Genomic DNA, 15,578 nt, shown 5'->3' with positions numbered 1-15,578 from the left:
TTAATTATGTAAGATTTGCTTACTTTTCCACATTTTCGTGTAAAATATTAGCCTGATCACAGTTTGTAGATTTTACCACGCTTGCGGGTCTTCCTAGTAAGCTCAGGACAATAAATTAAACAAGAAGTTGGAACGCCATGAAAAAGTTAGCTCTTGCGCTGTCTGTATTTGCCGCTATATCAACGCCTGCAATCGCTGAAGGTGATGTGGAAGCGGGTAAAACTAAATCAGTTATGTGTTCTGCCTGTCACGGTGTTGACGGTAACAGCATTGCTCCTATATGGCCTAAATTGGCCGGACAGCACGCATCTTATCTAGAAAAACAATTACATGATTTCCAAGCGGCAGCGAAAAGCGGCGGCAAAGAAGGTCGTAATGATCCTACCATGACTGGCATGTCATTGCCTTTATCTGAACAAGATATTAAAGATGTTTCTGCTTATTACGCAAGCCAAACTCAAACGGTAGCTGATGTGGCCAATGTGCCAGCCGAAGGTGAGGCTTTATATAAAGGTGGAGACATGGCTCGTGGCATTACTTCATGTATGGCTTGTCATGGACCAGACGGAAAAGGCGGTGAGCTAGCAGGCTTCCCTGCGATTGGTGGTCAGCATGCTGATTACATCAAGATTCAGTTAACCAAATTCCGTGATACAAGTCGTAACAATGATTTAAATGGCATGATGCAGGATGTGTCTAAAAAGTTATCTGACAGTGACATTGAAGTTTTATCTCAATACATTTCAAGCCTTAAGTAATTTTTTATTCATAAATTGATGAAGCTAAAAGGGTGATTATTCACCCTTTTTTATTACTCAATGTTTACGTTTACGTAAACTTATCAATATTCACTCTTGACAGAGATCACGCTTTTAGGGTTAAATAGCCCCGTACCGAGATGAACCCAACTGTGAGAACAAAAATATTAATTCTACTTCACAGATTTCGGATACGTTTACATTTAAGATATAAGAATAAAATTAATAAATAACAATAATATAAATAAGACCACTCACTAATAATAATAAGAGTCGTGATTTCAGCTTGAAATCCAGGTCATACAGAATTTGTAAGGAACAGACCTTATTGGTCGATACGCTTAAATAGCACTCCCTTACGCAACAGAGATAGAACCCCATAAGGACACTACTTTAAGGATTAAAGTAGCAGCATAGGAAGCTAATTTGCTTAGGATGCACTTGCGGAGGCTTGTTTATCACTGGAAGGTACTTTTAAACACGGATTGTTTACTCATGTCATTGAAGACAACTAAGGATATTGATGAGTCATTGAAGACCATCTACGGAAGCTGTGGTCAGGACGGCAACAGGATATAAAAAAAGTGTCATTGAAGACCGATAACAACTAAAAATGCACGGAAAGCTCTAAAAATAAGATGGATACTGACCGGGATAGTCACATAGCAAGTATGGATACTTGGAATCAAAATTTGGTGCGATAAGCACTATCTTTCAAGGTGGCAGTTTACTGCCACCTTTTTTATTTCTTATTTTCAAAAAATCTGCTATTGATTGATAATTATCATCTTTGTTGGGTCACTTCTTATATCAATGATTAAATGCCCGTTGTGCAGCAATGCTGCTGAGTTTTTTATTCAAGACAAAAAAGAGCATTTTATACCTGCTCTGACTGCCATCTAGTCTTTGCAAACCCACAATCATATCTAATGCCTGCAGCGTTAAAACAACGCTATGGCAGAGCCAATAAAGCCTCAAAGCAAAAACAGCTTGTTCAATTCATCCAACCTTTACTTACCCAAATTAGCGCTCAGCAACATGGGCCATTAACTGGCCTTAATTTTGGCCGAGTATTGGACAGTAATAGTTTAGATAAAATAGAACATGCAGGACACAGTCTTTATCAATACGACCCATTTATAAAAATTGATCAGCATATATTTAATCGCCAATATGATTTCATTTGTTGCTATCGAGTACTTGAGCATTTTCAACAACCCGCTAAAGAATGGGCTTTATTATCTAGCTTATTAAAAGAAGGTGGCTGGTTAGCAATCAGCACCTCACTGCTAACTGATTTAAGCCTTTTTTCGAAGTGGCATTTTAAAAACAATCCCAGCCACGTGAGCTTCTATAGCCAACAAACTTTCGAGTATTTGGCACAAAATAGCGAATTTAAGCTATTATTTGCAGCTAAAGAGCTCGTATTGATGCAAAAAACATCAAAGTCTGATATAAAGCGCATCCTTATTTAGTGCGAGGTGGCTCATACCCATCTAGCCAAATTTATACAACTACATGAGATCACCGATGGCTCGTAGCAAAAAATCGCGCAAGGGCGGCGAAAATGGCCCTAAACAAGCACCAAGAGTCAAAAAATCTGAGCGTAAAGCCATTGGCGGCAAAAAAACAGAAAGCGGCCGTAAGTCTGGCAGTCGTCATAATGAAGCGCTAATTGAAAAGCAATCACCGCATATCAAAACGACGAAAAATAACGATCCTCGCCATGGCAGTAAAAAACCTGTTGCGTTAAATATTGCGCCTGTCGCAGAAAAAGCCGAAGCAAAAGTAAAACAGCCAAAGCTAACAGATGAGCAAAAATTACTTAAGCTTGAAGAAGACCCAAGATTTAACCAATTACTGGACTTATTAGAAGAAGGTAAAAACCTATCCGCTGACGATCAAAAGTGGTTAGATGGTCAACTTTCTAAAATTGAAGCCTTAATGGAAAAATTGGGTATTTCAGATGCAGAAGAACTTCCACCTCAAACAGGTAAAGTGGCATCTGATGATGATTTATATGATCGCTTTGAAACAGGTGCCGATGTCTTAAAAGACTACCAGTCATAAGAGTGTTTTAGATGGCATGCTTTAGTCGGCATGCCATTATTATATCTTGCATAGTGAATAAGTTAATAAGGATAGTTTGTGTCTAGCATTGTTATTGTTATCGCCGTTGTTATTGTTGTTCTATTAGCGTGTTACGCAGTTTTCCTATTAAGCAAACTCAACAAACAGCAAAAAGAAGCACAAGCGGCCAAGCAGCAACGTTTAAACGATGCCAAACAAAAAAACTGAAAGTATTGGATGATATTAAATATATCGCTTCAGCAATGCTTGAAGAACGATGTGAGCCTTCAGAGGGTGTCATGCGTATCGCTAAATTATTTGAAGCATTATCTATGTCTGAACAAATGGCTGTTGAGTTCCCGAGTATTTTTGAGCATTACGACTGCATCAAAGCGCATCCTATTAAAGAAGAGCGTAAGGCATTAGCCAAACAACAGCGAATGAAGTTAGATTTAGCGCGGATGAAGTCAGAAGCTAAACTGGAACAAGGCATACTGGATGATGCAAAAAAATCACACAATTTCATTTCGTGCATTAGAGTTTATTAACGACTAAGACTTCTATTTGATAACAAGTCTCATTATTATCAATAAGTTAATATGAGGCAGGTTTCTGCCCCAAGTGCGTAGCTAAGGCTGTGAGCCATTGCACAAATTCATAAAACTTCACAGCTTTCTGGCTAAATATGGCCTTTCTAGCAACATCAAGTTTCAAATTTACAACGTAGTTCAAGGTTTTTTGTCAAAGATGGCTGCATACTTCGTCTATTGCTAATTTACTCGGAGGACGCGCCTTGAAGCAGCCCACACAAATAAGTTGGGATCAGTCGATGATCGAAAAATATAACTACAGTGGTCCACGCTATACGTCGTATCCAACGGCATTAGAGTTTGATGATACTTTTACTGAGCAAAACCTACTATCTGCTATCGAAACCAGTAAAAGCGATAAGCTGTCTTTATATATTCACATCCCCTTCTGCGCCAAGCTTTGTTATTACTGTGGATGTAATAAAGTCATTACTCGTCATGCTCATAAGGCTGATCAGTATATTGAATATCTTGCCAGCGAAATCATAAAACGCGCTCCTTTATTCAAACACTACACCGTGACTCAAATGCACTGGGGTGGCGGTACACCGACATTCTTAAACCCAGAGCAAATCTTAACCCTGTCTAAATTAATAAAAAGTCACTTTAACTTTGCTGATGAAGGCGAGTTCTCAATTGAAGTCGATCCACGTGAAATCGAACTATCGATGTTGGATACACTTAAAGAAGCTGGCTTTAATCGTATTTCTATTGGTGTTCAAGACTTCAATAAAAAAGTACAAGTTGCTGTTAACCGTGAGCAAGATGAGAAATTCATTTTTGACCTAATGGCTAAAGCAAAAGACATGGGGTTTGTGTCTACTAATGCCGATTTAATTTACGGCTTACCACATCAAACACCAGAAACTTTCGCTGAAACAATTCAGCGTGTTATTGAGCTATCACCTGATCGTTTATCAATCTTTAACTATGCTCATTTACCGTCTCGTTTTGCAGCACAGCGTAAAATTAAAGATGAAGACATGGCTTCGCCACAGCAAAAGCTCGACATGCTGCACCAAACCATTGAATCATTGACCTCTGCAGGTTATCAGTTCATTGGCATGGATCACTTTGCTAAGCCTGACGACGAGTTATCTAAGCTGCAAAACGAAGGTAAGCTTCACCGTAATTTCCAAGGTTATACAACGCAAGAAGAGTGTGACTTGCTGGGCTTAGGTGTTTCTTCAATCAGCCAGATTGGTGATTGTTACGCTCAAAACCAGAAAGATATTCGCCCTTACTACGAGTCAATTGATGAAACTGGGCATGCATTGTGGAAAGGCTGTAGCTTAAATCGTGATGACGAAATTCGCCGTGTCGTCATTAAGCAAATGATCTGTCACTTCGATTTGGATTTAACTAAAATTGAACAGCAATTTGACTTGAACTTTGAAGAATATTTTGCAGAAGACTTAAAGCTGCTACAAACCTTCATCGATGACAAACTGGTTGATATTACTGATCGTAAACTAACAATTAGCCCTACAGGCCGTTTATTAATTCGTAATATTTGTATGTGTTTTGATGTTTATTATCGTCAAAAAGCACGTCAACAACAGTTCTCACGTGTTATCTAATACACGGAAATGAAAACAAAAAAACCGCTGATTTCAGCGGTTTTTTATTATCTAAGCATTCATTACTTTTTTGATGCGTATAGTGCTTTTCTTTCACTGTCTGATAGAAATGCCATTTCAACGCCATTACGTTGTACTTGGGCAATTTGCTCATCTGATAGGTTAAGTTCAGACTTAGCAATACGATATTCATGCTGAATATCAATATTGCTCACACCAGGGTCATCGGTATTGAGTCCAATCAATACACCCGCATCTAAGAATTGCGTAAATGGGTGAGCATCATAATCAGCCACTGTAGAAGTATGTAAGTTACTGGTAGGGCAAGATTCAATACCTATTGAGTGTTTAACCAAATACTCCATCAACTTAGGGTCATGAATAGCATTTACACCATGCCCTATCCTAGTCGCACCTAGCTCTTGAATCGCTTGCCACATGCTCTCTGCACCTGCAGCTTCACCAGCATGTGCTGTAATCTGTAAGCCTGCATCACGGACTAATTTAAAATGTTCATTAAATAAGTCACCAGGGAAACCCAATTCATCTCCGGCTAAATCCATACCAACTAATGCATCACGGTGAGCAAGCAGACCTTCAAGCTCTAAGCGGCATTTTTCTTGACCAAACGAACGCGACATGATGCCAATAAGGTTAACTTTAACATCGTGCTCCTTCACACCAGCTTTGACACCATCAATGACAGCCTCAACCACACCTTCAATCGGTAAATTGTGATTCATTGCCATATAATACGGGCTAAAGCGTAACTCGGTATAATCTAATCCTGATATCGCTGCATCTGCGACATTTTCATATGCGACACGTTTGACTGCATCTAAGTCCGCTAATACAGCTACCATCCAATCCAGCTTTTTTAAAAAGCGACTAAGCTGTTTTCCTTACCTTGGATCTGAACAAACGGAGCAAGAGCTTCTAACGTTTGTGCAGGCAGCTTAATTCCATGCTGATGTCCGAGTTCCCAAATGGTATTGACTCTAACGTTGCCATCTAAGTGACGATGCAAATCAACTAATGGAATGGATGTATTGATCATTATTAACCCCTATTAATTTTTTAAGCTAAATCTGTTTTCTTTATAATGAACATCTAGCATGGCGAAGTTTAACACGCCTCCACAAAAAAATGACGTTTTAATCGCCTAAATAGTATAATCAGTAACAAATATTTCCGCCTGAACCGCTAGCGTGCTAACTGTTGAATTGTTATGTTGTAACTGAGAAATTTAACCCAAAATTCAAAGTCTACATAGGGATACAACATGCGTAAGCTAATCTTGCCCGCGATAATCATGCTGTCAATAACTGGCTGTAAAATGACCACTGGCTCAAAAGCCCAATATTATCTTGGCGATAATTACAAAAGTGAAGAAGTCGCAAGCGAAACGCAAAATGTCTCAGTCAGCAAAAAAGTTGAAGACATGGATATTCAATCAATTATAGATAAAGCCTGGCAAGTTAACTTAGATTTTTCTCCTCAGCTCGCTTATTCACTTGGTGATGAATCCAAAGCTTCACAACTACCCGATTTGTCGCCTGAGACACTGGCAGCCAAAAACATACGTCAGCAAGAACTCCTGTCATCTTTAAAGCAACTTGACCAAAACACGCTATCTGCAACAGGTAAGATAAATGCACAGTTGCTACAATACCAACTGCAAAATGAGGTTGATTTATACCGTTATAAAGATCATTACCTACCAATAACCGCAGAAAGTGGTTTCCATGCATATGTCGCATCTATGGCTAACGCCACATTCAACACAACTCAAGATTATGAAAATTACTTAACCAAATTAGCAGCGTTATCAAATTACTTTGCTCAACAGACCTTTTGGTTAAAACAAGGGCTAAGTAGTGGTATTACACCAGCTAAAGCGACTTTAACAGGGTTCGAAGACAGCATTAGCGCGTACATTGTGCCTGTAGAGCAAAGTCGATACTTCAAACCATTTACCCAATTTCCAAGTCACTTTACTGCTGAGCAAAAAGCGAAACTTGAGAAAAAAGGTAAACAAGTGGTCAGTGAACAAGTACTCCCCTTGTATCAGCAGTTTTTTGACTTTATGACGCAAGAATATATCCCGAATGCGCGAACCTCGATTGCTGCTAACGATCTACCTAATGGCAAAGCTTTTTATCAAAACAGAGTTGCTTACTACACAACTCTTGATATGACAGCTGATGAAGTACACGCGCTCGGTCTTGAGGAAGTAGCGAGAATCAAAGCGGAAATGGAACAAGTGATATCAGATGTTGAGTTTGAAGGCAGCTTCGCTGACTTCCTACACTTTTACGTACAGATCCTCAGTTCTACCCCAAAACGGCAGAAGAACTATTAAAAGAAGCGGCTTATATTGCCAAAAAAGCCGATGCCGTATTGCCTAAATACTTCGCAACGCTACCCCGCACGCCTTATGGTATTAAACCAGTACCTGCGGAAATAGCGCCTAAGTACACAACAGGTCGCTACTCTGGCTCCAATAGAGACGATGAGCCAGGCTATTACTGGGTCAATACCTATGCCTTAGATAAACGTCCACTTTATGAAATGGAAGCACTCACCTTACACGAAGCTGTACCGGGTCATCATCTACAAATATCATTAAACAAAGAGCTAGCTGATTTACCTAACTTCAGACGATACAGTTATATCTCTGCATTTGGTGAAGGTTGGGGTTTATACTCTGAATATCTCGGCCTTGAAGCAGGTTTTTATCAAGACCCGTATAGTAATTTTGGTCGCTTAACATATGAAATGTGGCGCGCTGCAAGACTTGTCGTCGATACTGGCATGCATGCTAAAGGTTGGACAAGACAAGAAGCCATTGACTTTATGGCAAGTAATACTGCGCTATCAATGCACAATGTGACCACAGAAATCGACCGTTATATTTCATGGCCAGGACAAGCATTATCATACAAAATCGGTGAGCTCACGATTAAGCGTTTACGCAATAAAACTGAAGAAGCATTAGGCGAAGACTTCGATATCCGATTATTTCACGATGCGTTACTAGAAAATGGTTCAATCACCATGGAAATTTTAGAGCAAAAAGTAAATGAGTTTATAGCGGAACAACAGAAACAAGCTTAACTGAGTCAACGCTATATTGACTGGTTCTCTAAACCAGTCAATATAGCAAGTTTCCTCGCAACACATCACTTTCACTAAAATATCATCTGTTAGTTTGCTACACTGCCCCAATCTTATATCGATATATTCTCAGATAACCAAAGGTGAGTGATTTGTATTTTTCGTCAGAACAACAACTCAATAGCGATCAACAACAAGCATTCTGGCAAACAGTCACGCAATCCACCATGGTCAAAGAGAACATCTCCATCGCCTATGCTCATGTTATTCACCCACATAGTCGCAAAGCGATTGTAATAAGCAGTGGCCGAGTTGAAAGCTATTTGAAGTACAAAGAACTAATGTTCGATCTTTATCAACAAGGCTTTAGTTTATATATTCTCGATCATAGAGGTCAGGGACTTTCAACTCGAACAACCACCAACAAGCATCAAGGGCATATTAATAAATTCCAAACATACATTAATGATCTAAATGACTTTGTTGAGCAAGTGGTTAAACCCCAAGCGCACCAAGATTTATATTTAGTTGGCCATTCAATGGGGGGAACAATTGGAACCTTATATATGCAGCAACATCCGACAGTATTTAATGCTGCTGTGTTTTCCGCCCCCATGTATGGAATAAAGTTGCCATTTAATAAGGCTTTCATCCGCTCATTGGCAACACTATTAGATACTTACAATGAAAAACAACCAAATAAACAGCCTAACTACGTACTCGGCGGTACCAATTACCAAGCAGTAGAGTTCGAAAAAAACCATCTGACACATAGTCAAGCAAGGTACCAACAGATTTTAGATGTGTTTGCTCAACACCCTGAAATTCAACTAGGCTCACCCACTAATCATTGGTTACTTGAAGCAATTGATGCCGCAGAGCGCGCAATAAATGCAGCAGCATTAAGCATTAAGCCAATCCTGATACTCCAAGCGCTAGATGATGAAATTGTCGATAACATGGCGCAAAATAGAGCTGAGAATAACCTTTGCCAGATAAAAAGGATTGCTAACTGTCGCCATGAAGTCTTTGTCGAAGCTGATGAGGCACGCAACCAAGCACTACGTAGTTTAGTCACTTTTTTAAATCAGTATTGAATAGGCACTAAGACAAGGCATTAAAAGGCACCTTCCAAACCACACTTAAGGTCAACTCTGACTCTAGAAGGTGTTTTATGTCCTGTTGAGTTAGCGGTCGGCTAATCACATATCCTTGGAATAGATTACTCTTCAGCTGACTGAGTGTGGTTAATTGCTGTCGGTCTTCTATTTGTTTTACCACGACAGGGTAGTTAAGCTCTGTAGTCATATTAACCAATGAGGTGAATATGTTTCTCGAGTCTTCAGAAATCGTAATATCGTTGATATAACTCGCTGCAAACTTAACTTGTGAAAAATGGATCCCATGTAAACGATATAACGGACATAATCCTGAGCCAAAGTCATCCAAAGCGACTCTGACACCTAAACGTTGCAACGTTTGTATTTTAGCTTTCGCCGTCACTGGATTAATCGAAAAGATATCCTCTGACAACTCCAATTGAATATATTCCGGTTTTACACCTCTAGACTCAATTTTTGATTGGATAACACTGACAAACATATCTTGATGAAAGTGCCTCGAGGAAATATTGATCGAAAAACAAGGACAAGAAAGTTCTGTATTGTGCAAGCTATCGATGAAACGACACACTTCATCTAACATCCATAATTCAAGCTCAAAAATAGAGTTAGACAGCTCTGCGACTGGAATAAACTGCTTAGGACTAATGTAACCGAACTCAGGATGATGCCAACGCATCAGTACTTCGACACTTTCTGTATTACCATCAATATCAACAACAGGTTGATACACTAAAGACATTTGATTGAGCTTAATGGCTTTCTTTAATTCTTGATGAAGCTTTTGAGGTTCGTGATGACTTCCATCTAGCTGCAGACTATGTAACACACAACTGTTATTGGGACTCTCAATTGCTTTACCTAAAGCAGTATCAGCTCTAGATAATAACTGACTCGGGTCTAAAGACTCCTTACCATCAAATACCACCATGCCGATTTGAGTAAAAACAGAAAAGTCTTGTCCTGAGAGGTTAAAGCTTCGTCCAACAACTTGCCTGACTTCGCTCGCTAACGCTAAAGCCCGTTTGTTAGCATGTTCTAAGTTCGCTCCTAAGTTTTTAGCTGCAATAACAAACTCATCATCACCTAAGCGACTCAATAAGCAACTTCCTGCAAAAGACCCCGCTAATCGTGCTGATATCTGCATTAATAATCTGTCACTCAATTGCTCGCCAACAGCTTCATTAACCAGCTTAATATTGCTTAAATTAATTAGCATCATAGTGCAATACTGACCAGACTTACGTGCATAAGCCTGTAAATCAAATAGTTCATTTGCTAATGCTTCACGGTCTTTAATATCAGACACACCAGCATGGCTTTGTCGCTCTACAGTAATTTTTTGATTTTGCAGCTCTGCAGTGACATCAGTAATAGACCCAATCATTCGAATCGGATTACCTTTGTCATCCCACTGAATAATCTGTCCTTTATCCAGCACCCATATGTACTCGTTACTTTTATTGAGTAACCGGTGCACGCTCTCATAGTGATCGGTTTTATTCGCTAAGCATTGCTCAATAGCGCGTAGTACAGTGTTTTTCTCATCTGGGTGCAGTCTAGATTCCCACGCGTCATAATTATTTGTAACTTCATTCGTCTCATAACCTAATATTTCTTTCCAATTATCAGATAAGAAAACCTCATTCGTCTGGGTATTCCAATCCCATATGCCATTATTATTAGCACTGATTGAATACAGCCAACGCTGCTCAGAGTTGGTCACCTTTTGGTTATTATCTTGAATTAGCTTTTCGGCCTGTAATAACGATTCGCCAAGGTTATACACCTCTTCAACTAGACAATTAATTCTTGTGTTATCTGGTTTAGATTGCAGAACATTTTTTGCTCTTGTAGTTAATTGCTTTACCGGTCTGACTAATAGCCAATATAAAGCCCAACAGAAAAATACGACAAGTAAGCCACCTGCTCCCCAAATGAAAACAAAGCGCTTTTGTAACTGATCTGATGCATCAGCAATAAGTGAAGAAATGTCATATTCTAGATAAATCACATCTACAGCACTTGAGTAGCTGTAATTAGAAGATGTGTTAATAGGGTAATAAGCTTGAATTGATAAACGGTCTTTATTGACCTTGATAAAAGACTCACCATCGGCAACAACTTGTTGATGAATATCGTTTGAATAACCTTCAACAACATTCTGAGCATCACTTTCTCGCCAAATTACATGGTTAGCAAATTTGATCCTACTAGAAGCATCAAGAATGACATACACCATCATATGGCTATCAGTAGAAACTAAGGATACTTCTTGCTCAATTCTCGAAATATCTTGTACAGACAGAGCAGACTCTACCACATGGATCATTCTAAATAGATCTTTCTGAATCTGTTTAGACTCTCTTGCTGCGACCTCTGAACGTAATTCATCTCTCTCATAGTAAAATTCTCCGCTAACTAATAATAAGTACAGAGAACATAAGAAAAATGGCACTAAGAACGATAGTGAAAAAGAAGGTCGCTTTGGCAAATGTACACCGTTAGTTGTTAATAAGAATGTATCGCATTGATAACATACTAAAGACAAACACAATCAACAACTATAAAAACGACTTTAACCAAAACATAATACATTTGTCTGATTATTAAGGGGATATTAACGCTCTTCCAGCATTTTTATACACTAATTAATTAGCTGTTAGATAAAAACACAAATAAGAAATTTCGTTTTATTAAGTGACACATTGTGAGGAATAATCTACCAGTGCTCATAATGAGCTCACAGAAAAATGAGAATAACTTTCTCAAGAATCTGCCTCAATGATCAAACACAAAAAAGCCCGTTACGTGAGTAACGGGCTATCTGCTCTCTTAAAGAGAAACTAGGCGCTTGGCGATGAGCTATTTTCACATGGGCATATCAATCACACGATCAGCAGTTCACGTGTCTAAACTTGTTTTAGCTTCGTTTCTGAAGATGTATATCTTAAATTACACACACAAGAAGCCCGTTGCATGAGTAACTGGCTACCTGCTCTCTTAAAAAACAAATTAGGCACTTTACCATAGCTGACTTTCACATGGGCATATCGTCCACACTGTCTTTCGCTACACTCAATCCACTTAACAAACAGACACAAAAAAGCCCATTACGTGAGTAACGGGCTTTCTGCTCTCTTAAAAGAGAAATTAGGCGCTTGGCGATGACCTACTTTCACATGGGGAGACCCCACACTATCATCGGCGCGATTGCGTTTCACTACTGAGTTCGGGATGGGATCAGGTGGGACCACAATGCTATTGTCACCAAGCAAATTCGGTGTTAATCGCTTATCGCAATTAACTAAATTCGGAAAGCTGTTTGTTTCTTTGAGTTTTCAACTTTATTAAGCGCTTTGTATTCTTTACTAAGTCTTACCTTCAACAGTAAGTAATAAATCTAGTTACCATCAACTCAGATAAAAACTCATCTGGGTTGTATGGTTAAGCCTCACGAGTCATTAGTACAGGTTAGCTCAACGCCTCACAACGCTTACACACCCTGCCTATCAACGTCCTAGTCTCGAACGGCTCTTTAGAGGAATTAAATTCCTAGGGATGACTCATCTTAGGACTCGCTTCCCGCTTAGATGCTTTCAGCGGTTATCGATTCCGAACGTAGCTACCGGGCAATGCTATTGGCATAACAACCCGAACACCAGCGGTTCGTCCACTCCGGTCCTCTCGTACTAGGAGCAGCTTCCTTCAATCATCCAACGCCCACGGCAGATAGGGACCGAACTGTCTCACGACGTTCTGAACCCAGCTCGCGTACCACTTTAAATGGCGAACAGCCATACCCTTGGGACCGACTTCAGCCCCAGGATGTGATGAGCCGACATCGAGGTGCCAAACACCGCCGTCGATATGAACTCTTGGGCGGTATCAGCCTGTTATCCCCGGAGTACCTTTTATCCGTTGAGCGATGGCCCTTCCATACAGAACCACCGGATCACTATGACCTACTTTCGTACCTGCTCGACGTGTATGTCTCGCAGTTAAGCTGGCTTATGCCATTGCACTAACCGTACGATGTCCGACCGTACTTAGCCAACCTTCGTGCTCCTCCGTTACTCTTTGGGAGGAGACCGCCCCAGTCAAACTACCCACCAGGCACTGTCCCGAACCCCGATTAGGGGCCGCGGTTAGAACATCAAAACTACAAGGGTGGTATTTCAAGATTGACTCCACTCCATCTAGCGATTGAGCTTCAAAGTCTCCCACCTATCCTACACATGTAGGTTCAATGTTCAGTGCCAAGCTATAGTAAAGGTTCACGGGGTCTTTCCGTCTAGCCGCGGGTATACGGCATCTTCACCGCAATTTCAACTTCACTGAGTCTCGGCTGGAGACAGCGTGGCCATCATTACGCCATTCGTGCAGGTCGGAACTTACCCGACAAGGAATTTCGCTACCTTAGGACCGTTATAGTTACGGCCGCCGTTTACTTGGGCTTCGATCATGAGCTTCTCCGAAGATAACCCAATCAATTAACCTTCAAGCACCGGGCAGGCGTCATACCGTATACGTCATCTTGCGATTTTGCACAGTACTGTGTTTTTGATAAACAGTTGCAGCCACCTGGTATCTGCGACTCCCAACAGCTTAGAGAGCAAGTCTCATCACCGTCAGGAGCGTACCTTCTCCCGAAGTTACGGTACCATTTTGCCTAGTTCCTTCAGCCGAGTTCTCTCAAGCGCCTTGGTATTCTCTACCCGACCACCTGTGTCGGTTTGGGGTACGATTCCTACTAACCTGAAGCTTAGAAGATTTTCCTGGAAGCATGGCATCAACTACTTCACCGCCTTAGCGGCTCGTCATCAGCTCTCAGCCTAATGTTCACCCGGATTTGCCTAAGTGAACAGCCTACAACCTTAAACGCGGACAACCAACGCCGCGCTAGCCTAGCCTTCTCCGTCTCTCCATCGCAGTTAGCAAAAGTACAGGAATATTGACCTGTTTCCCATCGACTACGCCTTTCAGCCTCGCCTTAGGGGTCGACTCACCCTGCCCCGATTAACGTTGGACAGGAACCCTTGGTCTTTCGGCGTGGAGGTTTTTCACCCCCATTATCGTTACTCATGTCAGCATTCGCACTTCTGATACGTCCAGTGTGGGTTACCCCTTCACCTTCAACCGCTTACAGAACGCTCCTCTACCGCTTGCACCTAAGTGCAAACCCATAGCTTCGGTGTATTGCTTAGCCCCGTTAAATCTTCCGCGCAGGCCGACTCGACTAGTGAGCTATTACGCTTTCTTTAAATGATGGCTGCTTCTAAGCCAACATCCTAGCTGTCTAAGCCTTCCCACATCGTTTCCCACTTAGCAATAACTTTGGGACCTTAGCTGATGGTCTGGGTTGTTTCCCTTTTGACGACGGACGTTAGCACCCGCCGTCTGTCTCCCGAGTAGTACTCACTGGTATTCGGAGTTTGCAAAGGGTTGGTAAGTCGGGATGACCCCCTAGCCTTAACAGTGCTCTACCCCCAGTGGTATTCGCTCGAGGCGCTACCTAAATAGCTTTCGAGGAGAACCAGATATCTCCGAGTTTGATTGGCCTTTCACCCCCAGCCACAAGTCATCCGCTAATTTTTCAACATTAGTCGGTTCGGTCCTCCAGTTGATGTTACTCAACCTTCAACCTGCCCATGGCTAGATCACTCGGTTTCGGGTCTACGCCTTGCAACTAAACGCGCAGTTAACACTCGGTTTCCCTACGGCTCCGCTATTCGCTTAACCTCGCTACAAAACGTAAGTCGCTGACCCATTATACAAAAGGTACGCAGTCACGGTCTCAAGAACCGCTCCCACTGCTTGTACGTATACGGTTTCAGGTTCTATTTCACTCCCCTCACAGGGGTTCTTTTCGCCTTTCCCTCACGGTACTGGTTCACTATCGGTCAGTCAGGAGTATTTAGCCTTGGAGGATGGTCCCCCCATATTCAAACAGGATGTCACGTGTCCCGCCTTACTCGATTTCATCTATGGTTAGTTTTCGTGTACGGGGCTATCACCCTGTGCCGCTGTGCTTTCCAACACATTCCACTAACACCCCATAGACTTAAGGGCTAATCCCCGTTCGCTCGCCGCTACTAGGGGAATCTCGGTTGATTTCTTTTCCTTCGGGTACTTAGATGTTTCAGTTCCCCGAGTTCGCCTCATACAGCTATGTATTCACTGTATGATGACCACTTATGTGGCCGGGTTTCCCCATTCGGACATCGTTAGCTCAAATGCTTGTTACTAGCTCGCCAACGCTTTTCGCAAGTTACTACGTCCTTCATCGCCTCTGACTGCCAAGGCATCCACCGTATACGCTTAGTCACTTAACCATACAAC

General features: G+C 41.3%; 6 protein-coding genes, 2 rRNA genes and 3 pseudogenes. 7 read left to right on the top strand and 4 right to left on the bottom strand.

What is annotated here, in order from left to right; genetic code table 11:
- The first annotated feature begins 137 nt into the window (after positions 1–137).
- The 5 genes and pseudogenes from ACGEDC_RS08665 to hemN all read left to right on the top strand — a co-directional run bounded on the left by ACGEDC_RS08665 (position 138) and on the right by hemN (position 4,998).
- Positions 138–758: a c-type cytochrome gene (locus ACGEDC_RS08665; protein ID WP_055025819.1), complete on the top strand. Its 621-nt coding sequence runs from the start codon at positions 138–140 to the stop codon at positions 756–758.
- A gap of 813 nt (positions 759–1,571) precedes the next feature.
- Positions 1,572–2,233 (top strand): annotated as a pseudogene (locus ACGEDC_RS08660) (methyltransferase domain-containing protein).
- A 55-nt stretch (positions 2,234–2,288) separates the two neighbouring features.
- Entirely contained in the window at positions 2,289–2,828 is a 540-nt protein-coding gene (gene yihI / locus ACGEDC_RS08655; RefSeq protein WP_065110308.1) for a Der GTPase-activating protein YihI, read from the top strand.
- A gap of 128 nt (positions 2,829–2,956) precedes the next feature.
- Positions 2,957–3,376: a DUF2489 domain-containing protein gene (locus tag ACGEDC_RS08650; RefSeq protein WP_394497673.1), complete on the top strand. Its 420-nt coding sequence runs from the start codon at positions 2,957–2,959 to the stop codon at positions 3,374–3,376.
- 245 nt (positions 3,377–3,621) lie between these two features.
- Complete coding sequence (gene hemN, locus ACGEDC_RS08645) at positions 3,622–4,998, top strand: oxygen-independent coproporphyrinogen III oxidase (protein WP_080914512.1); 1,377 nt, start codon at positions 3,622–3,624, stop codon at positions 4,996–4,998.
- Between the two features lie 62 nt (positions 4,999–5,060).
- On the opposite strand, the pseudogene add reads toward hemN, so the two are convergent.
- Positions 5,061–6,055 (bottom strand): annotated as a pseudogene (gene add / locus ACGEDC_RS08640) (adenosine deaminase).
- 225 nt (positions 6,056–6,280) lie between these two features.
- On the opposite strand from add, the pseudogene ACGEDC_RS08635 reads away from it, so the two are divergent.
- Positions 6,281–8,115, top strand: a pseudogene (locus tag ACGEDC_RS08635) (DUF885 domain-containing protein).
- 152 nt (positions 8,116–8,267) lie between these two features.
- Positions 8,268–9,212, top strand: coding sequence for an alpha/beta fold hydrolase (locus ACGEDC_RS08630; protein WP_394497670.1), 945 nt, complete (start codon positions 8,268–8,270; stop codon positions 9,210–9,212).
- A gap of 7 nt (positions 9,213–9,219) precedes the next feature.
- Here the strand turns inward: ACGEDC_RS08630 and ACGEDC_RS08625 are convergent, their stop codons facing one another.
- From ACGEDC_RS08625 to ACGEDC_RS08615, 3 genes are all read right to left on the bottom strand, one after another.
- On the bottom strand, positions 9,220–11,730 hold the full coding sequence (locus ACGEDC_RS08625) for a bifunctional diguanylate cyclase/phosphodiesterase (RefSeq protein ID WP_394497668.1): 2,511 nt from the start codon (positions 11,728–11,730) through the stop codon (positions 9,220–9,222).
- 665 nt (positions 11,731–12,395) lie between these two features.
- Positions 12,396–12,511, bottom strand: a 5S ribosomal RNA gene (gene rrf / locus ACGEDC_RS08620).
- 168 nt (positions 12,512–12,679) lie between these two features.
- A 23S ribosomal RNA gene (locus tag ACGEDC_RS08615) occupies positions 12,680–15,571 on the bottom strand.
- Positions 15,572–15,578 lie beyond the last annotated feature (7 nt).

The sequence above is a fragment of the Shewanella sp. ENK2 genome, assembly GCF_043568515.1.
GTDB lineage: Bacteria > Pseudomonadota > Gammaproteobacteria > Enterobacterales > Shewanellaceae > Shewanella > Shewanella japonica.
Note: the sequence above shows the minus strand (reverse complement) of the source record. Positions and strands in the feature narration are given on the sequence as shown.